Annotated in this window: 30 protein-coding genes and 1 riboswitch; of the genes, 21 read left to right on the forward strand and 9 right to left on the reverse strand. The window is 65.7% G+C overall.

All coding sequences use genetic code 11. The features are described 5' to 3' along the window. Positions 1-28 precede the first annotated feature (28 nt). On the forward strand, positions 29-1,336 hold the full coding sequence (locus OIU93_RS16250; RefSeq protein ID WP_372342951.1) for a sensor histidine kinase: 1,308 nt from the start codon (positions 29-31) through the stop codon (positions 1,334-1,336). Continuing rightward, entirely contained in the window at positions 1,329-1,964 is a 636-nt protein-coding gene (locus tag OIU93_RS16255; RefSeq protein ID WP_264271110.1) for a response regulator transcription factor, read from the forward strand. Before OIU93_RS16250 ends, OIU93_RS16255 begins: the two co-directional genes overlap by 8 nt. Before the next feature lie 12 nt (positions 1,965-1,976). On the opposite strand, the gene OIU93_RS16260 is transcribed toward OIU93_RS16255, so the two are convergent. From OIU93_RS16260 to OIU93_RS16270, 3 genes are all read right to left on the reverse strand, one after another. Further along, the gene (locus OIU93_RS16260; RefSeq protein ID WP_264271111.1) at positions 1,977-2,717 is read right to left on the reverse strand and encodes an SGNH/GDSL hydrolase family protein; all 741 of its coding nucleotides are present in this window, start codon (positions 2,715-2,717) and stop codon (positions 1,977-1,979) included. A 127-nt stretch (positions 2,718-2,844) separates the two neighbouring features. Then, positions 2,845-3,489, reverse strand: a complete 645-nt coding sequence (locus tag OIU93_RS16265; RefSeq protein WP_264271112.1) for a hypothetical protein — start codon at positions 3,487-3,489, stop codon at positions 2,845-2,847. Between the two features lie 68 nt (positions 3,490-3,557). Continuing rightward, positions 3,558-4,622 (reverse strand): CPBP family intramembrane glutamic endopeptidase, encoded by a 1,065-nt coding sequence (locus tag OIU93_RS16270; RefSeq protein ID WP_264271113.1) that lies wholly within the window; start codon positions 4,620-4,622, stop codon positions 3,558-3,560. Between the two features lie 133 nt (positions 4,623-4,755). Between OIU93_RS16270 and OIU93_RS16275 the strand changes: the two genes are divergently transcribed. Next, positions 4,756-5,997: a sensor histidine kinase gene (locus tag OIU93_RS16275; RefSeq protein ID WP_264271114.1), complete on the forward strand. Its 1,242-nt coding sequence runs from the start codon at positions 4,756-4,758 to the stop codon at positions 5,995-5,997. Further along, complete coding sequence (locus tag OIU93_RS16280) at positions 5,976-6,653, forward strand: response regulator (RefSeq protein ID WP_372342952.1); 678 nt, start codon at positions 5,976-5,978, stop codon at positions 6,651-6,653. Before OIU93_RS16275 ends, OIU93_RS16280 begins: the two co-directional genes overlap by 22 nt. A 9-nt stretch (positions 6,654-6,662) precedes the next feature. Here the strand turns inward: OIU93_RS16280 and OIU93_RS16285 are convergent, their stop codons facing one another. Next, the gene (locus OIU93_RS16285) at positions 6,663-7,730 is read right to left on the reverse strand and encodes an LLM class flavin-dependent oxidoreductase (RefSeq protein ID WP_264271116.1); all 1,068 of its coding nucleotides are present in this window, start codon (positions 7,728-7,730) and stop codon (positions 6,663-6,665) included. 97 nt (positions 7,731-7,827) lie between these two features. On the opposite strand from OIU93_RS16285, the gene OIU93_RS16290 reads away from it, so the two are divergent. The 14 genes from OIU93_RS16290 to OIU93_RS16355 all read left to right on the forward strand — a co-directional run bounded on the left by OIU93_RS16290 (position 7,828) and on the right by OIU93_RS16355 (position 19,870). Beyond that, complete coding sequence (locus OIU93_RS16290; protein ID WP_264271117.1) at positions 7,828-8,418, forward strand: ABATE domain-containing protein; 591 nt, start codon at positions 7,828-7,830, stop codon at positions 8,416-8,418. A gap of 146 nt (positions 8,419-8,564) precedes the next feature. Further along, positions 8,565-9,515 carry an ATP-binding cassette domain-containing protein gene (locus tag OIU93_RS16295; protein WP_264271118.1) on the forward strand — a complete coding sequence of 317 codons (951 nt, stop codon included), beginning with the start codon at positions 8,565-8,567 and terminating at the stop codon, positions 9,513-9,515. Continuing rightward, complete coding sequence (locus OIU93_RS16300; RefSeq protein WP_264271119.1) at positions 9,512-10,375, forward strand: ABC transporter permease; 864 nt, start codon at positions 9,512-9,514, stop codon at positions 10,373-10,375. Before OIU93_RS16295 ends, OIU93_RS16300 begins: the two co-directional genes overlap by 4 nt. 30 nt (positions 10,376-10,405) lie before the next feature. After that, entirely contained in the window at positions 10,406-11,743 is a 1,338-nt protein-coding gene (locus OIU93_RS16305) for a sensor histidine kinase (RefSeq protein WP_264271120.1), read from the forward strand. 11 nt (positions 11,744-11,754) lie between these two features. Beyond that, a complete protein-coding gene (locus OIU93_RS16310; RefSeq protein ID WP_264271121.1) occupies positions 11,755-12,471 on the forward strand; it encodes a response regulator transcription factor in 717 nt (238 codons plus the stop codon). Positions 12,472-12,483: 12 nt separating this feature from the next. Then, positions 12,484-12,648 (forward strand): hypothetical protein, encoded by a 165-nt coding sequence (locus OIU93_RS16315; protein WP_264271122.1) that lies wholly within the window; start codon positions 12,484-12,486, stop codon positions 12,646-12,648. A 73-nt stretch (positions 12,649-12,721) separates the two neighbouring features. Continuing rightward, positions 12,722-13,999 carry a M18 family aminopeptidase gene (locus tag OIU93_RS16320; RefSeq protein WP_264271123.1) on the forward strand — a complete coding sequence of 426 codons (1,278 nt, stop codon included), beginning with the start codon at positions 12,722-12,724 and terminating at the stop codon, positions 13,997-13,999. Between the two features lie 74 nt (positions 14,000-14,073). Then, positions 14,074-16,209: an acyltransferase family protein gene (locus OIU93_RS16325; protein ID WP_264271124.1), complete on the forward strand. Its 2,136-nt coding sequence runs from the start codon at positions 14,074-14,076 to the stop codon at positions 16,207-16,209. 171 nt (positions 16,210-16,380) lie between these two features. Further along, positions 16,381-16,686 (forward strand): 30S ribosomal protein S6, encoded by a 306-nt coding sequence (gene rpsF / locus OIU93_RS16330; RefSeq protein WP_071213679.1) that lies wholly within the window; start codon positions 16,381-16,383, stop codon positions 16,684-16,686. 44 nt (positions 16,687-16,730) lie between these two features. Further along, entirely contained in the window at positions 16,731-17,324 is a 594-nt protein-coding gene (locus OIU93_RS16335) for a single-stranded DNA-binding protein (protein ID WP_264271125.1), read from the forward strand. A 62-nt stretch (positions 17,325-17,386) separates the two neighbouring features. Then, positions 17,387-17,626 carry a 30S ribosomal protein S18 gene (gene rpsR / locus OIU93_RS16340; protein WP_007269381.1) on the forward strand — a complete coding sequence of 80 codons (240 nt, stop codon included), beginning with the start codon at positions 17,387-17,389 and terminating at the stop codon, positions 17,624-17,626. Between the two features lie 15 nt (positions 17,627-17,641). Then, complete coding sequence (rplI, locus tag OIU93_RS16345) at positions 17,642-18,097, forward strand: 50S ribosomal protein L9 (RefSeq protein WP_264271126.1); 456 nt, start codon at positions 17,642-17,644, stop codon at positions 18,095-18,097. Between the two features lie 213 nt (positions 18,098-18,310). Then, positions 18,311-18,937, forward strand: coding sequence for a dihydrofolate reductase family protein (locus tag OIU93_RS16350; protein ID WP_264271127.1), 627 nt, complete (start codon positions 18,311-18,313; stop codon positions 18,935-18,937). Between the two features lie 243 nt (positions 18,938-19,180). Next, a riboswitch (SAM riboswitch) is annotated at positions 19,181-19,293 on the forward strand. Between the two features lie 67 nt (positions 19,294-19,360). Further along, a complete protein-coding gene (locus tag OIU93_RS16355; protein ID WP_264271128.1) occupies positions 19,361-19,870 on the forward strand; it encodes a flavin reductase family protein in 510 nt (169 codons plus the stop codon). Positions 19,871-19,964: 94 nt separating this feature from the next. Here the strand turns inward: OIU93_RS16355 and OIU93_RS16360 are convergent, their stop codons facing one another. Continuing rightward, on the reverse strand, positions 19,965-20,390 hold the full coding sequence (locus tag OIU93_RS16360) for a DUF1801 domain-containing protein (protein WP_264271129.1): 426 nt from the start codon (positions 20,388-20,390) through the stop codon (positions 19,965-19,967). Between the two features lie 515 nt (positions 20,391-20,905). On the opposite strand from OIU93_RS16360, the gene dnaB reads away from it, so the two are divergent. Beyond that, a complete protein-coding gene (gene dnaB / locus OIU93_RS16365; protein WP_217390892.1) occupies positions 20,906-22,279 on the forward strand; it encodes a replicative DNA helicase in 1,374 nt (457 codons plus the stop codon). A 185-nt stretch (positions 22,280-22,464) separates the two neighbouring features. Beyond that, positions 22,465-23,226 (forward strand): ZIP family metal transporter, encoded by a 762-nt coding sequence (locus OIU93_RS16370; RefSeq protein WP_264271130.1) that lies wholly within the window; start codon positions 22,465-22,467, stop codon positions 23,224-23,226. On the opposite strand, the gene OIU93_RS16375 is transcribed toward OIU93_RS16370, so the two are convergent. Beyond that, complete coding sequence (locus OIU93_RS16375; RefSeq protein ID WP_264271131.1) at positions 23,223-23,660, reverse strand: SRPBCC family protein; 438 nt, start codon at positions 23,658-23,660, stop codon at positions 23,223-23,225. The two genes, OIU93_RS16370 and OIU93_RS16375, sit on opposite strands and share 4 nt — an antisense overlap. Before the next feature lie 116 nt (positions 23,661-23,776). Between OIU93_RS16375 and OIU93_RS16380 the strand changes: the two genes are divergently transcribed. Beyond that, positions 23,777-23,968, forward strand: coding sequence for a hypothetical protein (locus OIU93_RS16380; RefSeq protein WP_264271132.1), 192 nt, complete (start codon positions 23,777-23,779; stop codon positions 23,966-23,968). A 15-nt stretch (positions 23,969-23,983) separates the two neighbouring features. On the opposite strand, the gene OIU93_RS16385 is transcribed toward OIU93_RS16380, so the two are convergent. Genes OIU93_RS16385 through OIU93_RS16395 form a run of 3 tightly spaced genes read right to left on the reverse strand, consistent with a single transcriptional unit; the run spans position 23,984 to position 25,768 of the window. Then, a complete protein-coding gene (locus OIU93_RS16385) occupies positions 23,984-24,316 on the reverse strand; it encodes a GNAT family N-acetyltransferase (RefSeq protein WP_264271133.1) in 333 nt (110 codons plus the stop codon). Between the two features lie 23 nt (positions 24,317-24,339). Then, positions 24,340-24,723, reverse strand: a complete 384-nt coding sequence (locus OIU93_RS16390; protein ID WP_217390719.1) for a ribonuclease E inhibitor RraB — start codon at positions 24,721-24,723, stop codon at positions 24,340-24,342. 37 nt (positions 24,724-24,760) lie between these two features. Further along, the gene (locus tag OIU93_RS16395) at positions 24,761-25,768 is read right to left on the reverse strand and encodes a pirin family protein (RefSeq protein WP_264271134.1); all 1,008 of its coding nucleotides are present in this window, start codon (positions 25,766-25,768) and stop codon (positions 24,761-24,763) included. Positions 25,769-25,865 lie beyond the last annotated feature (97 nt).

Here is a 25,865-nt window from a genome sequence, read left to right on the forward strand (position 1 = left end):
GTGAAGGTGCGCGGCTACGCTGGGTGTTGTGACAGATCCTGCCCCGCAACCAAGCCTCGGAGCCGAGCCGAGCCTCGCAGATGCCCCTACCGCCTCGGCCGGCGAGATGGTGCTGCGCGTTCTGCGCGTGGGGCTGCACGTCGGCTTCGCCGTGTTGCTGGGCGTCGGGCTGGTGCGCGCGCTGCTTTCCGAAACGACGATGCTCCGGCTGATCACGGCCATCGCCCTCACCGGTCTGTTGGCAGCGCTGTATCTGGCCGGAACCATCGCGGAAAAGCGCCATTCCGCCGGACGGGCGCCAAATACCGTGCGCTGGGCCAATTGGTGGCTTGCAGGGGTCGTGCTGTTGTGGCTCGTGCTGCTCTACCTGCACGCCGACTATTCCTGGCTGGCGTTCCCACTCTTCTTCCTGCACCTGCACATCCTGGGCCAACGCCATTCCCTGATCGCCGTGGCGCTGCTGACCGCCTCGGTCGTTGCAGCCGGATGGTTCCACTCCGGGTCCCTCGCCCTTCCCCGGATCCTGGGACCGATGGTCGGGGCGATCTTCGCGGTCATCATGGGCATGGCCTATCGGGCGTTGTACACCGAGGGCGTTAACCAGCGCCTGGCCCTGGACGAATTGCGGGCCACCCGGGCGGCGCTCGCCGAGGAACAGCACCGCGCGGGGACCTTGGGCGAACGCACCCGGTTGGCCCGCGAAATCCACGACACCCTGGCCCAGGGGCTCTCCAGCATCGTGCTGGTTTCCCGATCCGCGACGGCAGCCCTGGCGGCGGGGGACACCCGGGCTGCGGCCGAACGCCTCGAAACCATCGGCGCCACCGCCGCCGAAAACCTCGCCGAGGCCCGCGATTTCGTGGCCGACCTATCCACGGCCGGCGACGGAGCCCATTCCCTGGCCGGAAAGTTGCGCCGTCTCTGTGTCGCCACCGAACGCACCGCCGCGTCAGCCGGCCACGGCTTCGAGATCACCTTCCGGCAGGACGGCCCGGCCACCGCGCTTCCCGCCGAGGTTTCCGCGGCACTTATCCGCGCCGCCCAGTCCGGACTGGCCAACGTCGCTGCCCACGCGCACGCCAAACGCGCTGTCCTCAGCCTCGGGTACCTGCCGGATGCCGTGACCCTTGATGTGTTTGACGACGGGGACGGCATGCACGTCGCACAACTTCCCCTTGAGCCGCGTGCCGACGGCACCGGCTATGGGCTGGCCGGGCTGCGCGAGCGCCTGGGACTACTGGGGGGTTCCCTGGAGATCGAATCAACCCCCGGGGAGGGAACGGTGCTGGGCGTTCGCATCCCCTTCACCACGGAAGAAAGCCAGGACGATGCCTAATCTGAAGATCATGCTGGTCGATGACCACCCGGTGGTGCGGGCGGGCCTTCGCGCGGTGCTCACCGAACAGGGCGGGCTCTCGGTGCTGGCCGAGGCCTCCGACGGGGCCGCGGCCCTGGTGCAGCTGGAGCGGTTGAAGACCTTGGGCCAGCGCGTGGATGTGGTGCTCATGGACCTGCAGATGGACGGCATGGACGGGGTCACCGCCACAAAGAAGATCCGTGCCGAGAACGGCCCACCGGTGCTGATCCTGACCACGTACGACTCGGACGCAGACATCCGGGCGGCGTTGGATGCCGGGGCGGCAGGCTACCTGCTGAAGGACGCCCCGCTGTCCGAGGTGCTGGCAGCGGTCGAGGCCGCCGCAAAGGGGGAGCAGGTGCTCTCGGCGGACCTCGCCGCCAGAGTGACCCCCGAGGCCCGTGCCAACTCCACCGACCTGAGTCCGCGCGAGCTCGAGTTGCTGCAGCTGCTGGCCCGCGGCCGGAGCAACAAGGAGATTGCCGCGGAACTGTTCATCTCCCAGTCCACGGTCAAGACGCACCTGATCCACATCTACGACAAGCTCGGGGTGGACAACCGCACCGCCGCCATCGACAGGGCCCGGGCGAACCGGGTCATTCGCTGAATCGTGGGCCGGCTACCGGGCCGCGACGTCGGGCTGCCCCTTGAGCGCCCCGAGAATGAGCGCCTCCATCTTTTCCCGCAGGTGGCGGTGCCCCTCCACCGAGGGATGCAGTCCGTCCGGGCCCACGAATCGCTCGGCATCAGCGACGATCCAGCCCTGTTCGATGGGATCGACGTACATTGCCCCGGCGGCTTGCGCCTCTTGTTTGACCGCGTCCCGCAGCGCCAGGAACCTTGCCTCCGGCCGGGTGCTGTACGCCGGTGGCCCAACCACAAGGAATGCGGAGCGCGGCGCCCTCTCCCTGGCCGCCGCGTACGTTCGGCCCACGGCAGCCGCCAGCTCCGTGGGGTCTTGGTAAAGATCGTTTATTGAGCCGAAGAACACCACCAGGTCGGCGTCCGGTGCCAGAGCCTGTTCCACCTGAAGGGCGAAGGTGGAGCCGGTGACGCCGACGTTGAGATAGCCGCTGCCGTTTTGCGCAGCGTTGAGCAGATTCAGCTGCATCGAGTCGTCCCCGGGCGCCGTGGCGATGAGGTTCGGCCAGGCGTTCTCGGCGCTGGTGCCAAAACCGGTGCTCAGCGAATCGCCGATGATCACCACGCTGCGCACGGAGGTCGAGGCCGACACCGACGAGGAGTCCGGGGTGGAGGTCGTGGACCCGGTGCCTTGGCAGCCGGCAAGGACCAACGCCCCCGTCAGTGCCAGCAGCAGGGGAACGGCGGCTTGGCGCCATCGCCGCGGAGCATGCTCCATGTTTGGTCCCTTTCTGGCCGAAGCAGATACGCCACCTTGGCGGCGCCCTCCCTCACTTCGACTGTCGTTCCCCAGCGTACCCGCAGCGTCTTGGCGCCGGCAGGGGCGTCGGCGCGCGGGCCTGGGATCAGCTTTCGGGGCAGTATTTATCCCGGGCCATGGGAATGGGGGAATCGACGATCTCGCCCTCGTTCTCCGAGCAATCGAAGACTCCCCGCTCCTTGTCTTTCCAGCTGTTGACCCTTCCCTGGTCGGAGAGGTTTCCGCACTCCAGGGTGATCGGCACGGAGACTTGTCTTACGGCCTGGTAGCCCAGTGTCTTGGTTGGTTCCTCGATGGACTCAAGCAACTCCACAACGCCGTCCAGCCCTTCAATGCCGCCCAGCGTGGGGTAGCCGATGGTGTCGCCGATATCCTCGGTGAACCTACCGGTGGAAGGGCCGGCCCCGTCCCAACTGATCGTCGCTCCATAGCTCTCGCTGAGGTATTGCGTGGTTTTCTTCCCACCCGAGGTCGTGTCCAGTTCCATGGCTCCGATGATTCTCCAGTCCTCCTCGCGAGGTGGACCCGAGGTAATGACCGGATTCTCGCAGCTCGCCCAATTGTTCGGGTCGCCCCCGGCTCTCTTGGCCGGTGCCGAGGTTGATTCGGACGCCGAGGGGGTTGGCGCCGGTCCGTCCAACGGAACGCATCCGGCCAGCAGCAGCATCGTTGCTGCCAGCGGCAGGATCGCCATCGAGGTCCTGCGGGCGCTGCGGCCGGTTGCCTTCACGGTGAACCCTTTCAACGATGTTTGCCCAAACCTACACCGGGATGCGCCGCCGAACCCGGCAACCCGGCTCAGGGCTGGCGCGGTGCGTCCCCGGGCTGCACCCAATAACCCGGTGCGGCGATCGCCGGTGCCGGCGCGGGCGGTACGCTGAGCCGCTGGATCTTGCGCCTGTTCGCCAGCCAGACGACGACCAGGACGAAGACCGTCGTGGTGGCCATCGATGCGATGAGGCTGGGCAGGTTGCTTTCGGTGACGCTGACATCGACCAGGCCGATGGCGCCCAGGGAGAAGATGGCGGAGTTGTTGACCACGTGCAGGGCAATGGCCGCCTCCAGCCCGCCGGTGCGCCAGGTGAGCCAACCTGCGGCCAGAGCGAAGAAACCCACATCCAGCTGACCGTAGATGTCGTAGGCATGTCCCATCATGAAGAGGGGAATGGGCAACAGGATTGCGAAGGCTGGATGGCGCAGCCAGCCGCCCACCAGCTGCATCAGGTACCCGCGGAACACATACTCCTCGGCGGTGGCCTGAAACGGAACGAGCAAGATGGTCAGCCCGAGCAAGAGCCACATGTCCGGGGCGTTGAAATCCGGGCTGAAGCCGAGCCCGGACAAGGCGTCCACGACGAAGGTGATGCCGAAGCTCAGCCCCAGCACGCCGAGGGCAACCAACGCGCACAGCCCCAGCCAGCCCCAGCGCATGCGTCCGGCCACCGAGGTCAGCGATCCGACCTTCTGGACATTCATCATCCGGGTTGCCAGCAGGATCACCGGCAGCATCAGGATCAGGGAGACCATGGAGATGACAAAAACGAACGGGTCGGACATGTCGATCGAATCGATGGAGATCATGACTTCGTCGGCGGCACTCTCCAGTTCCGGGTTTCCGATGGCGACGAAGACAAAGACGATCGCAGCCAGCAGTAGTAGGCCCAGGTACAGGCCCAGGGCAATGAGCCCCACTAGCGGCGTCTTCCACCAGCGGTATGCGGAGTAGGTGCGGGCCAGCCGGTGGAATGGCAGCGGTTCGGCCGGGACCGGGGGCGCCGGGGGCACCGGAACCCATTGGGCTGGGTGCTGGCCGGGCTGCGGGTTCTGTGCCGGGGGCAGTTGCGGCGGCGGGATCGTGTTCATGTCACCATTCTGTATCACCAGGGGCCCGTGGCACCTCGCCAATTGGGACGATCTTTCCGCGGCCGGGAAGACGGCCCCACGTGGTCCTTTCGGTCGATACCGGGCCACGGGCCCCGCCGGTAACGTTAAGCCCATGACCACGGAACTCGAACCGGCCGCCCCGCGCACCCGACTGCGCCGGTTCCTGTCCCAGGCCTGGCGCGTGGGCCTGGGCCTCGTGCTCGGATTCGTCTTCTTTTCCTTTGTCTACGAATCGTATTCGCCGGACTCCGAGGCGGACATGGACGCGGTGGGCCTGCTGGTGGGCCTGGACATGCTGTGCGGGCTGGCCGCCCTGCTCCTCTATCCCTTCCGCCATCGCTACCCGGTGCCCATCTCGGCGGCCCTGGTGCTGCTCTCGATTCCGTCCTCCATCGGCGCAGGGTTCGCTGTGCTGGGCGTGATTTCCCTGGCCACCCGGAGGAGGCCCTGGGAGATCGCTGGCATTTCGGCGATGTTCCTGGCCGCCGTGCCGCTGGGGGAGTACCTGGTGGGTGCCGAGCTGGTGGCGGAAGACGACACGACCACGTGGTGGCAAGTGGGCATCGTGGCATTGGTCATGGTCGGGTTGATGGTGCTTTTGGGGATGTACGTCGGGGGGCGGCGGCAGCTCGCCGTTTCCCTGCGCCGGCAGGTTCACAGTGCCGAGCGCGAACGGGAGGCACAGCTCCACGCGGCCAAGGCCGACGAGCGCACCCGCATAGCGCGCGAAATGCACGACGTCCTGGCACACCGGCTCTCGTTGGTCGCCCTACACTCCGGGGCGTTGGAATTCCGCAGCGACCTGACGCCGGAGCAAACGAGGCAGACGGCCGGCGTCATCCGCGAAAACTCCCACCTGGCCCTGGGCGAGCTGCGCGAGGTGCTGGGGATGCTGCGCGACCCCAACACGCTCTTTGACGGCGAATTGGCCAGGCCGCAGCCGAACCTCGGGCAGTTGCAGGAAATCCTGGATGCCAGCCGTGCGGTGGGCACCGAAGTCCAGTTGGTCCTGGAAGCGGAAACGCGAGAACGCCTGGACGTCCTGTCCGAGTCCACCGGGCGCCACCTGTACCGGATCGTCCAGGAGGCGCTGACCAATGCCCGCCGGCACGCGCCCGGGCAAGACGTCAGGCTGGAGATCGGAGGCCACGCGGAGGACCGGCTGTCCCTGCGCGTCTCCAACCGACTGACCCATGTTCCGTCCCTCGTCTCGGGTGCAGGGTCCCTGCCCAGCTCGGGCCTGGGGCTGACCGGCCTGGCCGAGAGGGTGCGGCTGGCCGGCGGGGAACTGCAGATCGATCCGGGGACCAAGGGAGAATTCGTGCTGAAGGTGTGGCTGCCTTGGGGACAGTAGGCGAGTCGATTCGCATCGTGCTAGTCGACGACGAGAACCTGGTGCGGGCAGGACTGCGCATGATCCTCGAATCCGACCCGCGCATCGATGTGGTCGGCGAATGCGCCGACGGCCGTTCGGCGGTGTCGATGGTCGCGGAACTGTCACCGGACCTGGTGCTCATGGACATCCGGATGCCGGTCATGGACGGGCTGACCGCAAGCGAGGCCCTCCTGCGGGCCAGCCCGGAGCAAAAGATCCTGGTCCTGACCACGTTCAACACCGACGACATGGTGCTTTCGGCGCTCAGGATGGGAGCCAGCGGTTTCCTGCTCAAGGACACGCCGCCGGCCGAGCTCATGGAGGCGATCAACCAGGTTGCCGCCGGGCGCACCATGCTCTCGGAGTCGGTGACCAGGCAGCTCATCGCCGTTGCCGGCTCGCGGCCGGAATCCACCCGGCGCAACGCAGCACTCGAAAGGCTAGCTGTGCTCACCGAGCGGGAACGCGAGATCGCCGCGGCGATGGCGCGCGGCAGCTCCAACCAGGAAATCGCCGAGGAGCTGTTCATCTCGCTGGCAACGGTGAAAACCCACATCGGGAGGGTGCTGGACAAGCTCGACGCAGACAACCGCGTCCAGGTCGCGCTCTGCGTCTTCGAATCCGAGGACCGCTAGCGTCCCGGACTACAACACGGGAAGGGCGTAGTGGTCGGCGATCAGCTCCACGGTCCGGGTCTGGGCCTGGCGCGAGTGGCCGCCGACCACGAGCATCACTTCGTCGACCCCCGTCTGGCGGTGGAGCAGCTCCAGGCCCTGGGCCACGTCCGCGGCGGTGCCGTGGAGCGTGCGGTCGGTCCATTCCTCGAGGATCGCGCGTTCGTGGTCGTTGGCCGGGTAGGCCGCGACCTCGTCCGGTGGCAGCATGGCAAAGGGCTTGCGCTGGAACATGCGCATCATCGCCATCGCCGTGGACGTGGACTGGCGGCGCGCCTCGGCCGGGTCGTTGTCGGCGATCGCGCCCACGCTGACCAGGCTGTAGGGCTGGTCCAGCAACGCCGAGGGCCGGAAGTTCTCGCGGTACAGCCGCATGGCCGTGACGACGTCGGCGCTGCCGAACTGCAGGGCGAAGGCGTAAGGGCGGCCGAGCTGGCCCGCCAGCTGCGCCGAGTACGGGGAGGAACCCAGGATCCAGACCTCGGGATTCGTCTCGGGCCGCGGCACCCGGTTCTGTTCCGCCAGCCAGGGGCCCGGCACGGCGTGGACGTCCCGGTACGGGTGCCCCTGCGGGAAGTCGTCCTCGATGAAGCCGAGCAGTTCCAGCACCTGCTGGGGGAAGTCGTCGTTGGCGTTGTGGCGCCGCCGCAGTGCCGCCGCCGTCTGCCCGTCGGTTCCCGGCGCGCGGCCCAGGCCGAGGTCGATGCGCCCCGGGGCGAGCGACTCGAGCATGCCGAACTGCTCGGCGATCACCAAGGGTGAGTGGTTGGGCAGCATGACGCCACCGGCCCCGAGCCGGATACGCTGCGTCTCGCCGGTCAGGCGGGCCACCATCAGCTGGGGCGAGGAGGTCACGGCACCGGGCATGGCGTGGTGCTCGGACATCCAGAAGCGCTCGAGGCCGCGCTTCTCGGCCAACTGCGCCAGTGCGATGATCTCCTCGAAGGTCTCCTGCGCCGTCTGCCCGACACCGGTGATGGCATTGTCGAGCACCGAAAGGACGAAGGGCGCGTTGCCCAGGGGGCGTGACTGGTTCATGGGTTCTCTCTCAATTATCACGGAAGAAGTATCAGATAGGCGTGATAGTCAGCCTACCGGCTTATCACGGGAAAATACAGCTGGTAACATGAGATCCATGTCAAGGATCCCGCTTCCCCCCGCGCCCGGCGCCGACGACCACCCGAGCCTCGCCCTGGTCAATAGCGTCGTGAGCCTTCCCGGCGGACGCGTGGCGGACGACCTGGGGAGCCCGGCCGAAGCCACCGCGTGGCTCGTCGGACAGCGACTGGTTCCGGCCGAAACCGCCCTGCTGGCCTATTGCCAGGACCAGCTGACGAAGTTGCGCGGAAATTTGCGCACCCTCTTCACCGCCCAGGTGGCGGGCGGCGCTCCGGCGTCGGAGGCAGTGGAGAGCGTGAACCAGGCGTTGGTGAAGGTGCCCAGCGCACCGCTGCTGCAGTATGACACCGGCAGCGGACTGCGCAGGGTCCTGCGACATCCCGTGACCCAACTGGTCGAACACGCCATGGCCCAGATCGCGGAGGACGCGGCCGCCTTGCTGACCGGCGGCCAGGCCGAGCTGATCGCACAATGCGAGGCCAGCTCCTGCGACCGGTTCCTGCTGCGGACGCACGCCCGGCGCTGCTGGTGCTCCACCCGCTGCGGCGACCGCGTGCGCGCGGCCCGGGCATACGCCCGCAAGCTGGGGCGGGCCCAGGCCGGCTGATCCCAGGCCCTCGTCGGGCGGCACCAGCGCCTGGGCGCCGGTATCCCTCAGGGTAAACCCGTACGCCGAAAGAGTGACTGTCGATTCCGTGAAGATCATCCGCTTGGGCGGCGACCGCGGAGGCGATCCTCCGTAACGTTGAAGACATGATCACAGCAACGGCACTGACCAAGAACTATGGCACCAAGCGTGCGGTGGACGGGATCGCCTTTACCGTCCAGCCAGGCAAGGTCACTGGATTCCTCGGCCCGAACGGCGCGGGAAAATCCACCACCATGCGCATGATCGTCGGCCTCGACCGGCCGACCTTCGGCAGCGTGAGCGTGAACGGCCGCAGGTACGCCGAACACCATGCGCCGTTGCGCGAGGTCGGCGCCCTGCTCGAAGCCAAGTCCGTCCACCGGTCGCGCAGCGCGCGCACCCACCTGCGGGCCCTTGCCGCGACCCACTCGATCCCCAATACCCGCGTCGACGAGGTCATCGAGCTCACCGGACTCGGTTCCGTCGCGACCAAGAAGGTCGGCGGCTTTTCCCTGGGGATGGGCCAGCGCCTGGGCATCGCCGTGGCACTGCTGGGCGACCCGCAGACGCTGATCCTCGATGAACCGGTCAATGGCCTGGACCCGGAGGGCGTGCTGTGGGTCCGGAACCTCGCCCGCCACCAAGCGGCACAGGGCAAGACGGTGTTCATCTCCTCGCACCTGATGAGCGAGATGGCGTTGACCGCCGACCACCTCATCGTCATCGGCCGCGGCCGGATCCTCGCCGATGCCCCGATCGAGCAAATCATTGACGGGGCGAATGTGCCCACCTGCAAGGTCAAGACCGATTCGGCCGAGGACCTGATGAATGCGTTGGCCGCGCAGGACGTTCACCTGACCCGAGTCGATGCGCAAACCATCCAGGTCGTCGGACTCGATGGCCGGGCAATTGCAACGCGCGCGATGGAATTGCAGATCCTGCTCCACGAGCTGACGCCCATCCAGCAGTCCCTCGAAGCCGCCTACATGGCGCTGACGCAGGACGAGGTCGAGTACCACTCCCACCTTGGCAACGAGCTTGCCGCCGCGACCACCGGAAAGCAGGACCAGCCATGAGCACCACGACCATGAAACGACCACGTACCGCCGCACCCGGTGCCGCCGGTGGCGGAAAGCTCAGCTTCGCCGGCGTTTTGCGCAGCGAGTTCATCAAGTTCTTCTCGCTGCCCTCCACGCTGATCCTGGTCATGGCCACCTTCGTGGCCATGACGGGGATCGCCGCGCTCGGCACCTGGGGCGTCGGTGCATCCCTGGAGGCCATGGCGTCCGAACCGGAAATGGCGGCGCAGATGGGGGACATGAATGTCCTTGCCGCCTCATTGCCTGTCAGCGGGCTGATGGTTGCCCAGTTGATCATCGGCGCACTCGCCGTCATGGTGATGAGTTCCGAGTTCGCGACGGGCTCGGCCCGTTCCACCTTCGTGGCGACTCCCACGCGGCAGCCGGTGTTCTGGGCCAAGGCCCTGATGGTCACCATCGTTTCGGCACTCGTCGCGCTGGCATCGATCCTGTCCGCTTTCCTGGTCACCAAGCCGATCGCCGACAACTACAACCTTCCGCTGGACTTCGCCTCCGAGGCCTTCGTACGCAACCTCTGGTTCGGGGTGCTCTACGTCGTGATGGTCTCGCTGATCGGCCTGGCCTTGGGTGCGATGCTGAGGAATTCCGCCGGCGGCATCGTGGTGCTTGCAGCCCTCTTCTTCGTGCTTCCCATCACCGTCGACGGGCTCTCAGGCATGGTGGAATGGCTGGCCGATGCCGCTCGATTCCTCCCCGACCACGCCGGAACCGCGCTGATGCAGATCCCAGGCGCCGAAGGGGCCCTGGAGACCTGGGCCGCCGGCCTCGTGGTCGGTGCCTGGATCGCCATCCCGCTGGCCGCCGCCGCAATGTTGCTACAGCGCCGCGATATCTAGAACCGGCCATTGGTCGATAGGCTCAGGGACATGAGTGAAAACACGGCGCCGCTCGACTCCGGGGACCCGGAGTCGAGCCTTGCCGAGATCTCGGCACAGCGCATCGGACCGCTGCGCGGATTCATGCGCCGCCGGCCGCTACTGGTCGACACCGCCGTGGTGCTGCTGTACCTGCTGCTGACCGGGCCGAGCCTGGCCGAAGCGGCGCTGGCGTCCCACTGGCCAACCCTCGGGTTGCTCGCGCTCACCGGCGCCTCGCTGTTCTTCCGTCGCAGCCGGCCCATGTTCGTGCTGATCGTGGTGGTGCTCTTCGAGACCGTCGCGACCCTGCTCGACTCCTCGTATTTCGGCGGCAGCGCCGGGCTGTGGATCGCACTGTATGCGGCATCCACCAAATATGCCGCCCGGCGCATGTTCGCGCTCACCGCACTGATCACCGCCCTGCAGGGGCTGGTTTTCGTCACGCTGGGGCTGCCGTCCATGTTCACCGATTCCCCGGAGGACCAGGCTGCCCTGGCCGAAATCGGCGGACGCACCCTGACGATCACGCTGTCCCTGGCGTTCCTGCTGGGCACCAACGCCGCGGCGGTGGCCATCGGCGCGGCGGTGCGCAACAACCGGCTGCACGAGGCCGAGCTGGACAACTGGGCCAAGCGGGTCCAGACCCTGGCCCAGGTGCGCGAACGCACCCGCATTGCCCGCGAGATGCACGACGTGGTCGCGCATTCGCTTTCGGTGATGATCGCGCTGTCCGACGGTGCAGCGGTGGTGCTCAAGCGCGACCCGGCGCGGGCCGGGGAGGTTCTGGGCGAGCTCTCCGGCACCGGGCGCCGCGCCCTGGCCGACATGCGGCGGGTCATCGGGGTGCTGCGCACCGGGGACGGGGTCTCGCTGGAACCGCAGCCCGCCGGCGGATCCCTCGAAGAGATGCTGGCAGGCTTCCAGGTGGCCGGCCTGCCGCTGCGCTACACCCAGTCCGGTCCAGCCCTGCCGGACGACGCGACCTTCCAGCTCACCGTCCACCGCATCATCCAGGAATCCCTGACCAATGTGCTGCGCTATGGGCGCAACGTGAGCGCGGTGGAGGTCACCGTGCACCGGCTGCGCGACGATGTCACGGTGCGGATCCACGACGACGGCACGCAGCAGGAAGCGCGTCGCGAGATGATCGGATCGGCCCAGGGCATCCGCGGCATGAAGGAGCGCGCAGCGCTCTTCGATGGCACGCTGCACGCCGGGCCCGCATCCCGCGGCGGCTGGTCGGTCGTGGCCAGGCTCAAACTGCCGCACCAGACCCCATGTCCCGGGGACCCCGCGACGTCCCAGGCCAAGCGCCCGACCCCCAAGTCCCAACACCAAGGAACGTGAGAACAACACCCATGTCCGAAACCACTTCCACATCCTCCGCCCGCATCGGGGTGCTGCTGGTCGATGACCAGCCGCTGCTGCGCATGGGCTTCCGGCTCATCCTTGAGGGCGAGGACGACCTCGAGATCCTCGGGGAGGCCTCCGACGGGGCCGACGGCGTGCGGCAGGCCATCAAGCTGAAGCCCGACGTGGTGCTCATGGACGTGCGCATGCCCACCATGGACGGCATCGAGGCCACCGCCCGCATCGTGCGTGAACTGCCCGAGGCGAAGATCATCATCCTGACCACCTTCGACCTGGACGAATACGCCTTTTCCGGGCTTCAGGCCGGGGCCAGCGCCTTCCTGCTCAAGGACGTGGCACCCGAGGAGCTGGTGAATGCGGTGCGCCTGGTGGCCTCCGGCGACGCGGTGGTCGCCCCCCGGGTCACCGCCAGGCTGCTGGAGACCTACGTGCGCGACGGCGCCCCGAACCGTTCCAGCGCCCCGGCACCGGAACGCGACCCGCTGCTGGGGGACCTGACCCCGCGCGAGCTGGAGGTGCTTGGGGCCATGGCCGAGGGGCTGTCCAACGCCGAGATCGCGCACCGCTTCTTCCTTTCCGAGGCCACGGTGAAGACCCACGTGCGCAGGATCCTGACCAAGCTGCACCTGCGTGACCGCGTGCAGGCCGTGGTCTACGCCTACGAGACCGGGCTGGTCATCCCCAGCCAGGGCCTGGACTACTAAGGACAAGCGACCATGAACTCGGAATTCCTGCGCAGCCCCTGGCTGCTGCTGGCCGTGGTGCTGGGGGTCCTCGGGGCCTTCCTGCTCACGCTCTTCGCCCTGCCCGTTCCCGGTTGGGCTAGCATCGTCCTTGGGGTCGGCGCCCTCGTTGTGGCACTGCTCCGCACCCGCACCTAGGGTGCCCCGGCCGCCCACCCCGGTCCGGCCCGCGCACCACACCCGCACGCCCACGAGTCCAAGGGAACCTTGAATGTCCAGCGCAGCCATCGAGCACATCAACGACCTGTCCGCCTTCGTCGCCGCCTCGCCGTCCTCCTTCCATGCCGCCGCCGAGGCGGCGCGCCGGCTGGCCGCGGCCGGCTTCACCGAGCTCTCGGAGTCCGAGGCCTGGGAGCCGGGCCCCGGCGGGCACTACGTGCAGCGCGACGGGGCGATCATCGCCTGGGTGCAGCCCGTCGACGCCACCGCAACCACCGGTTTCCACATCGTGGGCTCACACACCGATTCGCCCTCCTTCAAGCTGAAGCCCAAGCCCACCACCGGGGCCCACGGATGGCTGCAGGCGGGAGTGGAGGTCTACGGCGGCCCGCTGCTGAATTCCTGGCTGGACCGTGAGTTGCTGCTCGCCGGACGCCTGGTGCTGCTTGACGGAACCGAGGCGCTGGCGCGCACCGCCCCGATGCTGCGCTTCCCGCAGTTGGCCATCCACCTGGACCGGGCCGTGAACGACGGTCTCACCCTGGACAAACAACAGCACATGAACCCGGTGTGGGGGATCGGGAACCCGGCAGAGGCCGACGTGCTGGCGGTGCTGGCCGAATCGGCCGGCGTGGATGCGGCGGAAATCGGCGGCTACGACGTGGTGGTCGCCGATGCGCAGCGCGGCGAGGTCTTCGGGGGCTCCAATGAGTTCTTCGCTTCCGGGCGCCTGGACAACCTCTCCTCCGTGCACGCCTCGCTCACCGCCCTGGTGCACCACGCGGCCGCGGGCACCGGCGAACACATCGCCGTGCTCGCCGCCTTCGACCACGAGGAGATCGGCTCGGCCTCCCGTTCCGGGGCATCCGGCCCGTTCCTAGCCGACATGCTCGAGCGCATCGGGCACGGACTGGGCGCCGACACCCAGGACCGCAACCGCGCCTACTCCGACTCGGTCTGCCTCTCGGCCGATGCCGGGCACTCGGTGCACCCGAACTACCCGGGACGCCACGATCCGGCCAACCGCCCGCTGCTGGGGGCCGGTCCGCTGCTGAAGATCAACGCCAACCAGCGCTACGCCACCGACGCGGTGGGAGCCGCGCTCTTCGCCAGGTTGTGCGCGCAGGCAGATGTCCCGTACCAGGAATTCGTGTCCAACAACCAGATGCCGTGCGGGTCGACCATCGGCCCGCTGACCGCCACCAGGCTGGGCATCCGCACGGTGGATGTGGGGATCCCGTTGCTGTCGATGCACTCGGCGCGCGAGATGTGCGGCGTGGCCGATCCGCTGCGCCTGGCGAAAATCTCCGAGGCGTTCTTCGCAGCCTGAGAGTTCGCCGGGAAACGCGCGGTTAACACCGGGTGGTTACCCGCTGTTAACCGGTCCGTGCTTTGCTCGCGGACATGATTGCCGAGCCGAAGCCACCACGCCGTTTCCTGCCCGAGGTCCAGTCGCTGCGCGCCGTGGCCGTGCTGCTGGTCGTGGCCTACCACCTCGAACCACGCCTGGTCCCGGGCGGTTTCATCGGCGTCGACGTGTTTTTCGCGATCTCCGGTTTCCTGATCACCGGGCACCTGCTGCGCGAGGTCCGCAAGACCGGCCGCATTGACCTGCCGGGCTTCTGGGCGGCCCGGGTCCGGCGGATCCTGCCCGCCGCGTTCGCGGTGATCCTCGCGGTGCTGGCTGCCACCATGGCCTTCCTGCCGGCCACGCAGTGGAAGACCGTGGGCACCGCGGCCCTTGCCTCGGCATTCTCGGTGGAGAACTGGGTGCTGGCCGCCGACGCCGTGGACTACCTTGCCGCCGATGCAGAGCCCACCGCGCTGCAACATTTCTGGTCCCTGGGGGTGGAGGAGCAGTTCTACCTCGTCTGGCCGTTGCTGGTGCTGCTGGCCGTATGGGTGGCCCGGTCCCTGCGTGGCATCGGGGCCCGGGAACGCGTCGGCCGCCGGGAAACCAGCGGCGGCCTTCCCCGCACCGCTCTCCTGCTGGTCTTCGGCATCGTCATCATCGCCTCGCTGGCCTACTCGATGGGGCTGGTGGGTTCGGGAAATCCTGCGGCCTACTTCATCACCCCCGCCCGCGTCTGGGAAATGGCCGCCGGTGGCCTGTTGGCGCTGCTGCTCGCCCCGCCCGAACCCGGGCTGGCGGCACGCGGCGCTCGATGGCTCGATGTCCCCGGCGTGCGGACGACGCTGGCCTGGGGCGGCTTTGCAGCCATCGCGGCGGCAGCCTTCGGTTTCGATGCCGGCACACCCTTCCCTGGGCTGTCGGCAGCGCTGCCGGTCGCCGGAACCCTGGCGGTGATCCTGGCCGGCCAGACCAGTGGAGTCCTGGCCCCGCAAAAACTCCTGGAACTGCCCGCGGTGCAATGGGTGGGCAACGTGTCCTACTCGCTGTACCTCTGGCACTGGCCTGCGCTCACCTTCTTCCTGTTCTTCGCCGAGGACGAGCCGGGACCCGCCCAGAGCATCGGGTTGCTGGTCCTTTCGCTGCTGCTTGCAGGTGCCAGCCACCGCTGGATCGAAACCCCGGTGCGGACCCTGGCCCCGCTCGCCGCCTCGAACTGGCGTGCACTGGGTGCCGGTGCGGCCGCCCTGGTCCTGGTCGCGGCACTCGCGGTGGCCCCCGGGACGCTGGCCGAGCGCGAGATCGCAGCACAGGAACGCGCTGTCGCCACCCTGCTGGCCGCCCCTCCGGCAGGGTTTGGCGCGGCGTCGGTCCCGGCCGGTGCCCCCGCCTACCTGGAGGGCCAAAAACAGATCGTCCCGGTCCCCGCCGACGCAGAGCACGACCTGCCCGACCTGGGAGAGTGCGTGCAAAAACCGAAGTCACCTATCACCGTCGAATGCGCCAAGGGCGCCAAGGACGGATCCCTGACCGTGGCCCTGGTGGGCGACTCGCATGCCACGCATTGGTACCGGGCGATGGAAGAGACCGCCAAGGAGCAGGGCTGGACACTGCTGACCTACCTGAAGAACTCCTGCCCGTTCAACGCCACCAAGCGCACCGCCGAGGCCGACGGCAGCATTTCCTGCCACCAGGCAAACGAGGACACGCTGGAGCGCATCCTGGAACGCGGGGACGTGGACGCGGTGTTGACCAGCCACTGGGCCGGGGCCACCTTCGAAAAGGGGGCCGCAGAGGGTTTCGCCGAGTATTGGGGCAAGCTCGAGGACGCCGGCATCCGGGTCTACCCGATCATCGACACCCCGCGACCCGGAACGAAGTCCTATGCACGGGACTGCGTGGCGCAGAACCCGGACGAACTTGCCACCTGCGGCGCCCCGGTGTCCGAGGCCTTTGAGGCCAATGACTACACGCTGGCGGCGGCCGGGTTGGAGCCACGCGCGGGGGTGCTGGATTTTTCCGACCAGTTCTGCGCTGACGGATTCTGCCCCGCCGTCATCGGGAACGTGTTGGTATACAGGGACAAGCACCATGTCTCTGACACCTATGTACGGACGCTGGCCCCGGTCTTCGGCGAACGGCTTGAGGCGTTGCTTCGCGCTGACGGGCTTATCGACCCCGCGCGGTGAGCCCGCGTGATGCACCGCACCCGGCGTAGTCGGGCGCGGCAGTGATTTTCCGCTAGAATGGTTGAGGCTGTTTCTGCCGCGCCCGGCAATCGGGTTGTGGCGACAGCAAATGCAAAGAACCTCCTGTTGCGGAAATGCCGTGACCGTTTAGCCCAAAGGAGGTGGGTTCACATGCGTGCTTATGAATTGATGGTGCTGATCGACCCCGAGGTCGACGAGCGAACCGTTGAACCAACCCTCGGTAAGTTCCTCGATGTTGTCCGTAACGATGGTGGAACCATCGAGAACGTTGACATCTGGGGCCGTCGCCGCCTGGCCTACGACATTCAGAAGAAGAATGAGGCCATTTACGCGGTAGTTAACTTCACCGCCACCCCCGCTACTTCCGCAGAGCTTGATCGCCAGCTGGGCCTCAATGAGACCATCATGCGCACCAAGATCACCCGCCCGGAAGAGGCAAAGGTCGTTGCAGAGTAATTCTGCTCTTCGATCTTCGTAGAACAACACTTTAGGAGGCTCCAATGGCAGGCGAGACAGTCATTACGGTTATTGGTAATTTAACCGCTGACCCGGAACTGCGTTTCACCCCGTCAGGATCGGCAGTGGCGAACTTCACCATTGCTTCGACCCCGCGAACCTTCGACCGCCAGACCAATGAATGGAAGGACGGCGACACGCTGTTCCTCCGTGCGTCGGTGTGGCGTGAGGCTGCCGAAAACGTCGCCGAGACGTTGACCAAGGGCATGCGCGTCATCGCCCAGGGCCGCCTCAAGTCGCGTTCCTACGAAACCAAGGAAGGCGAAAAGCGTAACGTCACCGAGCTTGAGGTCGATGAAATCGGCCCGTCGCTGCGTTACGCTTCCGCAAAGGTCACCCGCACCCAGCGCTCCGGCGCCGGCGGTGGTGGTGGCTTTGGTGGCCAGCAGAACGCAGGCGCAAATGCCGGCGGCTTCAGCGGTGGCAACCAGGGCGGCGGCGGTGGATTCGGTGGCGGCAACGCTGGCGGAAACTCCGGCGGCGGCTGGAATGCACCGGCGAACGATCCATGGGGTGCTCCTGCCGGAGGAAACAACGGCGGATGGGGCAACCCGGGTTCCGACGAACCACCCTTCTAAACAAAATTATTCACCATCCCGCAGAAAATTCTGCGGGCTCCACCTGATAAAGGAGCTCCACGATGGCTAAGGCTGAACTCCGTAAGCCCAAACCAAAGTCCAACCCCTTGAAGGCCGCTGACATCACTGTCATCGACTACAAGGACGTAGCATTGCTGCGCAAGTTCATTTCCGATCGCGGAAAGATCCGTGCCCGTCGCGTTACCGGTGTTTCCGTACAGGAACAGCGCAAGATCGCACAGGCCATCAAGAACGCGCGTGAAGTAGCCTTGCTGCCTTACTCCGGCGCTGGCCGCGGCTAAGGAAGGTATACCAACATGGCAAAGCTCATTCTGACCCACGAAGTTACCGGCCTCGGTGCCGCAGGCGACATCGTTGAGGTGAAGGACGGTTACGCACGTAACTACCTTCTCCCGCGCGCCTTTGGCATCACCTGGACCAAGGGCGGTGAGAAGCAGGTTGAGTCGATCAAGGCCGCCCGTGCTGCTCGCGCCGTTGCTTCCCTGGAAGACGCCAAGGCACTTGCCGCTTCGCTTTCCGCCAAGCCGGTCAAGCTGACCGTCAAGGCCGGCGCTACCGGTCGCCTCTTCGGCACCGTGAAGACCGACGACATCGCCAAGGCTGTTGCAGCCGCCGGCGTTGGCGCGATCGACAAGCGCAACATCGAGATCAACGACCACATCAAGTCGACGGGTAACTACACCGCGACCGTGCGTCTGCACACCGATGTCTCCGCAACCGTTTCACTGCAGGTTGTTGCCGCAAAGAAGTAATTCCTTGTGCACCCGCCGTCTTGTGTGACGGCAAACCACTGTGGACCCCGCCCTCGGCGGGGTCCGCAGTGGTTTAAGGCCTCCTCTGGTGCATCGGGTCTGGCGCCGGGCGTTCCCGTCGAGTAGCTTGGCCAAATGGGGCAGTGCCCTCCTGGATGGACTGCCACGTCGAATCCCGGGAAAGGGTAGCCAAACAAGCGAGAAGGCGCGGTCATGAAGCTGGTATTAACGGAGTTTGTGAGTCTCGACGGGGTGTCGCAAGGCCCCGGGTCTCCCGAGGAAGACACCACCGACGGATTCACCCAGGGCGGATGGTTCGTCCCGCACATGGACGAGGCCTTTATCGAACAGGCCGCGCAATGGCTCGGCGAAGCGGACGGGCTGCTGCTTGGCCGCCGCACCTATGAGGCATTTGCCAGGGACTGGCCGCAAATCACCGACCCGGACGACCCCTTCACGGTGCTCATGAACTCCCTGCCCAAGTACGTGGCCTCGCAAACGCTTGGCGAGGGAACCTGGGATCCAACCATCGTCCTCTCCGGTGACGTGGCGGCCCGGGTTGCCGACCTCAAGGCGCGCCCCGGCAGGGAGCTGCAGATCCACGGGAGCGCCAGGCTTGCCGCTTCATTGCTCGCCGAGGGGCTGATTGACGAGCTGCGACTGGTGGTGGCGCCGGTGGTCCTTGGCCATGGAAGGCGACTCTTCCCGCAGGGAGGCGCACCCACAGGACTTCGGCTCTCCAGCACCACGAGCACCCCGGGCGGGCTTGCCATCCTGGTCTACGAACGCACCGGCGATGCGTCCTATGCGACTTATACGGGAGTTTCGGACCTCTCGTAGGTGGAAGAGGTGCCGGCCACCGCGTTTGTGGCACGTATGCCAACCATAATTCCGGGCTATGTCATCGTCTTCTTCGGCCCCAGAGCTGTCGTCCACGCGTTCGGGAACGAATGCGGGCGTCTCGGGCAACTTTGGTACCAACGAGGCAAATGATCGCACAATCTTCGATTCTTACTCTTCGTGACTTCGTATGTCGAAACAAACTTTGACGAGACGTAATTATTTCTTCTAACGTTAGTGAAGAATCAAGAGTGTCAACGCAAGGCCCTGGCCCGTTGGCCGGCAACCCTCTCACGGTAGTGGGGTGCTCCAGGTGATGATTCGGCCTACCGGAACCCCGGAGGCAAGTACCGCACACCTCGTTGGTTGGCGCGTGTGTAGCACGCACCGCGATGGTGGGCCGAAGCCGAAGGATTGAGCACCATGACACTCACCTCTGACCTCACCCCCGACACCCTGCGCAACGTCTTTGCCCAGCATCCATCCGGCATTGCCGCACTCTGCGCCATCGTTGACGGGCAACCGCAGGGAATCATTGCCTCGTCCTTTACGGTTGGCGTCTCCATGGATCCGCCGCTGGTGATGTTTGCTGTCCAGAACACCTCGAAGACCTGGCCGTTGGTGCGCACCAACGGGCGGATCGGGGTTTCAGTGCTCAGCGAAAAGAACGAGGGCGTGTGCCGGCAGATCGCCTCAAAGTCGGGGGACAGGTTCGCCGGGCTACGTCTTGATTCGACCGATGAGGGTGCGCTGTTCCTGCATGACGCCACCCTGTGGCTCGATTGCTCCGTCGAGCAAGAGGTTCCTGCAGGCGACCACCATGTGGTGCTGCTACGCGTGCACGGCCACCAGACGCACGACAACGCCCACTCACCGCTGGTGTTCCACGGTTCGGCATTCCGTCGCCTGGATGCAGAACAGCTGGTCTCCTAGGGAACCTGAAATGCGAGGGCTCAGCCTCCGTGGTACCGAATCCATGATTCGACGCCACGGGGACTGAGCCCTTTGCCTTTGCCAACACGTTTTACTAAGACGAGTGGTGCACCACGCCAGTCATGTACCGGTAGCCGTCACGGGCAAGCCGGGTGAGTACGTCCAGGTCGACGTCGGCAAGCTTGTTCACATAGAGGCACGATGCCCCGCGTTTGCACTTGCCCAATTTCTCCAATAGGGGGCCGGCGGTCGGTGCAATGGTCAGCCCGTAGAGGGCAAGGTTCGCCGCCCTCGGGGAGAAACCGATGGCGCTGGCATCCCCTTCGCGCCCCGATTCGTACTTGTAGTGGTAGCTTCCGAACCCAACGATTGTCGGACCCCACATAACCGCGGGCTCTCCGCTGACCTCTTCCATCATCCGGAGCAAGACCTCGGCATCTGCGCGCCTGGTCGGATGTGACACTGCCGATATGAATTGAGCCGGGTCAACGGCTGTCGGGGCGGTCTTGTTGGCGCTCATGCGCCCCAGTATGTCAGTCGTTGGTGATCTCCATCAATCCCCGCTATCCCCAGATCCGCGGGAAGTCCCGGCGTGTCTGTGGATAGCTTGTGGGTAACTATGAAATGGTCGCCAATCCAAGCCCGGAATCCCGGGGTTTTTGTGTGTATAACCGACTTTTCCGCGTGTGGAGGATGTGGATAAATACTTTGTATCCACAGGACCTGATCTACATAATGCCTAGTCAAATCGTTATTCTGAGGAGAAAATTGGTGTAATCCACAACGTTCTCCCCAGACTGTGCACACAACACGCCGCAAGGTTCACAGGTTATCCACACGGCCTGTGGATAACCGTGTTGGGTTTGTGGGAAAAGAGGTCTATGGTGACAGTGTTCCCCACCTATTTCCACAGGTTCGCGGTGCCCTACGGCACGTGTGAGTTTGAACCTAACGAATCGTCCGTGCTCCTTGAGACACTGAATAGGTAATGATGCGGAAAACTTGGGAACCCGCGCAGCTTGAAGGGAAAAACCCGTGTCGCTAGCCAGCACCGAAACCAGCTCCGATTCACATGGATCGGACTATGGACGCACCCCGCCGCAGGACCTCGTAGCCGAGCAAAGCGTACTGGGCGGCATGATGCTGTCCAAGGATGCCATCGCGGACTGTGTGGAGGTGCTGCGGGGACTGGACTTCTATCGCCCGGCGCACGAGGCCATCTACGAGGCCATCATCGACCTCTACGGCCGCGGTGAGCCGGCCGACGCCGTGACAGTCTCGGACCTTTTGACCAAGCGCGGCGAGATCACCCGGATTGGCGGCCCGGCCTACCTGCACACGCTCATCCAGTCAGTGCCCACCGCTGCCAACGCCGGCTTCTATGCCGAGATCGTTCGCGAACGTGCGGTCCTGCGCCGCCTGGTTGATGCCGGTACCAAGATCGTGCAGCTCGGATACTCGCAGGACGGCGAAGTCGACGCCATTGTGAACGAGGCCCAGGCCGAGGTCTACAAGGTCGCCGAACGCCGGACTGCCGAAGACTATGTCCCGCTGCGCGACATCATCGAGGGCACCGTCGATGAAATCGAATCCGCCGGCAGCCGCGGCGAGGGCGTGATCGGTGTTCCCACCGGAATCTTCGAACTCGACGAGTTGACCCAGGGACTGCACGGCGGCCAGATGATCGTTATTGCTGCACGTCCCGCGGTGGGCAAGTCGACCTTCGCACTGGATTTTGCCAGGTCAGCGTCCATTAAGAACAACATGACCTCCGTTTTCTTCTCCCTGGAAATGGGACGCAACGAAATCGCCATGCGCCTGCTGTCGGCCGAGGCGAGCATCGCGCTGCAGAACCTGCGCAAGGGTACGATCCAGGACGAAGAATGGTCGAAGATCGCCACCACGATGGGCAGGCTCAACGACGCTCCGCTGTTCATCGACGATTCGCCGAACATGTCGCTGATGGAGATCCGCGCCAAATGCCGCCGGCTTAAGCAGAAGCACGACCTCAAGCTCGTGGTGTTGGACTACCTGCAGCTGATGAGCTCGGGCAAAAAGGTCGAGTCGCGACAGCAGGAAGTCTCCGAATTCTCGCGTGCGCTGAAGCTGTTGGCCAAGGAGCTCGACGTTCCGGTCATCGCTCTGTCGCAGCTGAACCGTGGTTCGGAGCAGCGTACCGACAAGAAGCCGATGATCTCCGACCTCCGCGAGTCCGGTTCCATCGAGCAGGATGCCGATATGGTCATCCTCTTGCACCGTGAGGACATTTACGACAAGGAGTCGGCGCGTGCCGGCGAGGCGGACGTGATCGTGGCCAAGCACCGTAACGGTCCGACCAAGACCATCGTTGTCGCGTTCCAGGGCCACTACTCGCGCTTCAACAACATGGCACAGGACGGCATGGGCTAATTCCCACCGCATGGCGCCCGGCGGGCGGTTGCCCTCCCCGTTTCGGGGCGGAGCAACCGCCCGCTTTCGTTTGGCGTTCCCGAATCGATCCGCCTAGGGCATGTGCGTGGGTCCAGCGCTTGACCGTCGATCATGGGTTGCGCGAAATCGCTGCGTGAATAGTCGTTATGCGATAGCGTGGCGCCATGTTGATGTCCATGCAGGCGTTGATGTGGGGCACCGTCGCCGGGTCTGCGCTGTTGCTCGGTGCCGCCGCGGCCTGGTGGCTGGAGATTCCGCGGAAAATCGTCTCGAGCGTTATGGCGTTCGGCGCGGGAGTCCTGATTTCCGCCCTCGCCTTTGAACTGGTGGTCGAGGCCGAGGAAGTCGGCGGACTGTGGGCCACGGTGATGGGTTTCCTGGCCGGAGCCACCATCTATGTCGGCGCAAACTCCCTGCTGGTGCGGTTCGGAGCCGAACACCGACGCCGGGGCAAGGTCGCCACGAGGGCCGGAAGCCGCGATGGCGCAGCGCCGAACGGGGGAGCTGCGATAGCCCTCGGAGCATTGCTGGACGGCATTCCCGAGTCCATCGTGCTGGGTGTGGGATTGCTTTCCGGCACCGCCGTCAACCCGACCATGCTGGCGGCCATCTTCATTTCCAACGTGCCCGAAGGGCTGGCGAGCACGGCCGACATGAAGCGTGCGGGCAAGGGGCCGAAAGAGATCTTTGCGATCTGGGGGAGTATTGCGCTGCTTTCAGGGCTGGCCGCCATGATCGGCTACCTGGCTCTCGACAACGCCCCGGGCGAGGTCATCGCGGTGGTCACCGCGATCGCAGCGGGCGGCATTCTGGCGATGCTCGCCGACACCATGATCCCCGAGGCCTTCGAGGAACAGCACATGCTCACGGGATTCATTGCTGCGCTTGGTTTCCTCACGGCGCTGATCCTGCATTACGGCGCCTAGGCGCGGGCTTCGGCAAACTCCTTGAAGGCGGTCATCGTCTTCAGGTTTTGCTTCCTGAACATGGAGGCAAAGAGCAATGCCACAATTCGCATGAAACCGGTGAACTCAAAGACATTGTGGGCAACCCAGCGTGTGGCGGTTCCATTGAGATCATGGAATTCGTTCCGGCAGACGTTGTGCACGCCCTTTGCGTCGTAGACGCCGTCGAATGCCTCTGGCAGGTCGCGCCGCGTCACGGTCTCGACCATCTCCATGGTGCCCCTGCCCTGCTTGTAGACCAGCCGGGACGTGGACCCGGGTTGGCCCGGCGTGCCGGTGAGGGCCTCAAAGGAAATAAGCCCCTCCTGCCAGACTTTGAGGTTCTCGAGGTCGTCAAAGAGCTCGATGAAACGTGGTCGGGGGACATTGACGGTGAGCTCCTGGGTGAATTCCATTCCTGAAGCATATCCATGCATTTCAACTGTTTGACCGCCTGAGTGGGCGAGGTTCCGGGTTCCTGGCCTGTCCGCCAGTCCCGCGACCTGCGGGAGGGCATTGCTACGCTGGAGAGATGACCAGCCATCCCTTGCCCAGGATCTCCGCTCCTGCGGCCCGCGCCCTGGAAGGGGCGGGAATCACGACTCTCGAGCAGGCCGCTGCCTACGGCGCCGGTGCGCTCTTGGACCTGCACGGCTTCGGGCCCAAGGGCATCGTAATCCTGCGCGCTGCGCTCACCGAGCTTGGACTCGAACTGGAGGACTGATCCGCAGGCCGCGGCTCATGCCTTCGGCAGGATCGCCAGGTGCTCGGGTGTGGGCTTCACCAGTTCGGCGTCGAACTCGTGGTGCTTGGTCAGGTAGACCTTGATGTACGGGCAAACCGGGACGATCTTGTGGCCCTGTTCCACAGTGTCGGAAAGCGCGGCTGAAGCGAGCTTTCCGGCGAGTCCTTGTCCTGCGTAGGACTCGTCGACCACCGTGTGGAAGAAGACCCGCTCAACACCGCCGGCGGTTTCCAGCTCGCGGTAGTGTGCCGCCCCAATCGCCGTTTCCCTGTCCAGCAGGGCGTAGCGACTGCGTTCGGGCCTGTGCTCGACATGGATTTCGCTCATTCCTTGTTCCTGTCCCTTGGGTGTCATTGGTTTCCAAAAAGTCGGCCGAAGAAGCCCCTGGGCTCGCTGTCGGGGGCATCGATGAACATGGCGCCGAAACCGTCGTAGGTCCCTCCGTGCTTGCCGGTGATGGCGTGCACGTTGCGCAGGGCATGCTCAGCGCTTTCCACGTCGATGGCCTGGTCTCGGTAGACGCGCAGCAGGTATCGGGAATTGGCATCCTGGCCCTCGGTCCGATCGACCTGCCATCCGGCGCGTTCAAAGTGGGCGGCGGCCTCGTTCATCTCGCGCAACGCGCGGAAGGAAACGAAGTGCTCCAACTCGCGCTTGGCATCAAGCTGGTCGCCCAGCGCCGCGCGTTCGGCCAGGGCCCGGCGCAGCTTGGCCAGTTCCTCTTGCAGTGACACGATGCCCACCGGCTCCTTCATCTTGTTGGCGTCTTGCTCAGTCGCGGGGCCGCAACCGCACCGATGGCAGCGCCGGTGCAGGCAGGGCGGCGGGCTCGCCGGCGGGGAAGTCCCCGAAGCGCTTGGTGGAAGCGTCGCCGGATTCTGCACCGATCTCCGCCTGCCACTGCCGGCGGTATTCGACCACTTCATCGTGGGTACGGCCCACGAAGTTCCACCACATGAGGATCTGCTCGTTGAGCGGTTCCCCGCCAATGAGCAGCGCGCGCACCGGCTTCTCTCCCGCGGTGAGGGTGAGCTCCTGGCTCCCTGGCGGAAGGTAGGCCAAATGGTCCACTGGCAGCTCATCGGCCCCCACGGAAAGGGAACCCGAATCCAGCAGCACGCCATGCTCGTGGTGCGCCTTCACCGCCAGCCTGATGCTGGTGCCGGGTTCCAGGCGAATCTCTGCCCCCAGCAATTCGGTATGGGTGGCAACGGGGGATTCGGAGTGTTGGTCGGCTCCGCCGTCGTTGGCCACGGACAGCTCGCCCAGGAAGACGCTGACATACCATCTGTCGCCGACCAGCGGTTCGGGGCGGTAGTGGGCGAAGGTCGGCGGCATGTGCCGCGCGGAATCGGGCAGCGCGACCCACAGCTGGGCACCGTGCAGCGTCGTGGTTTCGGGGGTGGAGAACTCGGAGTGGCTGATCCCGCGGCCAGCGGTCATCAGGTTCACCTCGCCGGGGCGCACCATGGCATGGAAGCCCGCCGAATCGCGATGCTCGATTTCCCCGGTAAACAACCAGGAGACGGTTTGCAGCCCGGTGTGCGGGTGGCGCGGGACCTTCATCCCGCCGGATTCACCCACCGGATCCGGCCCGTAGTGGTCAAGGAAGCACCAGGCGCCGATGAGGCTGCGCTGCTTTTGCGGCAGCGTGCGGCGCACATCCATGGCGCGCGGCCCGCCGAGCGGGACATTGCGCGGGAGAAGCAACTCGATTCCGGCGTGCGCCTCATCCGATCCGCAAACCAACTCGTCAGGGGCAGCCTCGAGGTTACTCATGTCTTCAGCGTAGTGCCGGGGGCGCTTTTCGGCACCCCCGCGACCCGCCCTGCCCCGGGTGCCGCGCCCTGCACCACGGCGCGGGACTCGCGGTGCT

This window comes from Paeniglutamicibacter sp. ZC-3 (assembly GCF_025847175.2).
Lineage (GTDB): Bacteria > Actinomycetota > Actinomycetes > Actinomycetales > Micrococcaceae > Paeniglutamicibacter > Paeniglutamicibacter sulfureus.

What these genes read in the sequence shown, in the direction of transcription:
- OIU93_RS16305 (WP_264271120.1), top strand. Translation starts at nt 10,406, where the DNA reads ATGAGTGAAAACACGGCGCCGCTCGACTCCGGGGACCCGGAGTCGAGC.
- OIU93_RS16360 (WP_264271129.1), bottom strand. Translation starts at nt 20,390, where the DNA reads ATGAGCGCCAACAAGACCGCCCCGACAGCCGTTGACCCGGCTCAATTC.
- OIU93_RS16355 (WP_264271128.1), top strand. Translation starts at nt 19,361, where the DNA reads ATGACACTCACCTCTGACCTCACCCCCGACACCCTGCGCAACGTCTTT.
- OIU93_RS16260 (WP_264271111.1), bottom strand. Translation starts at nt 2,717, where the DNA reads ATGGAGCATGCTCCGCGGCGATGGCGCCAAGCCGCCGTTCCCCTGCTG.
- OIU93_RS16325 (WP_264271124.1), top strand. Translation starts at nt 14,074, where the DNA reads ATGATTGCCGAGCCGAAGCCACCACGCCGTTTCCTGCCCGAGGTCCAG.
- OIU93_RS16300 (WP_264271119.1), top strand. Translation starts at nt 9,512, where the DNA reads ATGAGCACCACGACCATGAAACGACCACGTACCGCCGCACCCGGTGCC.
- rpsF (WP_071213679.1), top strand. Translation starts at nt 16,381, where the DNA reads ATGCGTGCTTATGAATTGATGGTGCTGATCGACCCCGAGGTCGACGAG.
- OIU93_RS16255 (WP_264271110.1), top strand. Translation starts at nt 1,329, where the DNA reads ATGCCTAATCTGAAGATCATGCTGGTCGATGACCACCCGGTGGTGCGG.
- OIU93_RS16320 (WP_264271123.1), top strand. Translation starts at nt 12,722, where the DNA reads ATGTCCAGCGCAGCCATCGAGCACATCAACGACCTGTCCGCCTTCGTC.
- OIU93_RS16290 (WP_264271117.1), top strand. Translation starts at nt 7,828, where the DNA reads ATGTCAAGGATCCCGCTTCCCCCCGCGCCCGGCGCCGACGACCACCCG.
- OIU93_RS16295 (WP_264271118.1), top strand. Translation starts at nt 8,565, where the DNA reads ATGATCACAGCAACGGCACTGACCAAGAACTATGGCACCAAGCGTGCG.
- OIU93_RS16310 (WP_264271121.1), top strand. Translation starts at nt 11,755, where the DNA reads ATGTCCGAAACCACTTCCACATCCTCCGCCCGCATCGGGGTGCTGCTG.
- OIU93_RS16385 (WP_264271133.1), bottom strand. Translation starts at nt 24,316, where the DNA reads ATGAGCGAAATCCATGTCGAGCACAGGCCCGAACGCAGTCGCTACGCC.
- OIU93_RS16350 (WP_264271127.1), top strand. Translation starts at nt 18,311, where the DNA reads ATGAAGCTGGTATTAACGGAGTTTGTGAGTCTCGACGGGGTGTCGCAA.
- OIU93_RS16335 (WP_264271125.1), top strand. Translation starts at nt 16,731, where the DNA reads ATGGCAGGCGAGACAGTCATTACGGTTATTGGTAATTTAACCGCTGAC.
- OIU93_RS16275 (WP_264271114.1), top strand. Translation starts at nt 4,756, where the DNA reads ATGACCACGGAACTCGAACCGGCCGCCCCGCGCACCCGACTGCGCCGG.
- OIU93_RS16315 (WP_264271122.1), top strand. Translation starts at nt 12,484, where the DNA reads ATGAACTCGGAATTCCTGCGCAGCCCCTGGCTGCTGCTGGCCGTGGTG.
- OIU93_RS16380 (WP_264271132.1), top strand. Translation starts at nt 23,777, where the DNA reads ATGACCAGCCATCCCTTGCCCAGGATCTCCGCTCCTGCGGCCCGCGCC.
- OIU93_RS16395 (WP_264271134.1), bottom strand. Translation starts at nt 25,768, where the DNA reads ATGAGTAACCTCGAGGCTGCCCCTGACGAGTTGGTTTGCGGATCGGAT.
- rplI (WP_264271126.1), top strand. Translation starts at nt 17,642, where the DNA reads ATGGCAAAGCTCATTCTGACCCACGAAGTTACCGGCCTCGGTGCCGCA.
- OIU93_RS16270 (WP_264271113.1), bottom strand. Translation starts at nt 4,622, where the DNA reads ATGAACACGATCCCGCCGCCGCAACTGCCCCCGGCACAGAACCCGCAG.
- OIU93_RS16370 (WP_264271130.1), top strand. Translation starts at nt 22,465, where the DNA reads ATGTTGATGTCCATGCAGGCGTTGATGTGGGGCACCGTCGCCGGGTCT.
- rpsR (WP_007269381.1), top strand. Translation starts at nt 17,387, where the DNA reads ATGGCTAAGGCTGAACTCCGTAAGCCCAAACCAAAGTCCAACCCCTTG.
- OIU93_RS16285 (WP_264271116.1), bottom strand. Translation starts at nt 7,730, where the DNA reads ATGAACCAGTCACGCCCCCTGGGCAACGCGCCCTTCGTCCTTTCGGTG.
- OIU93_RS16375 (WP_264271131.1), bottom strand. Translation starts at nt 23,660, where the DNA reads ATGGAATTCACCCAGGAGCTCACCGTCAATGTCCCCCGACCACGTTTC.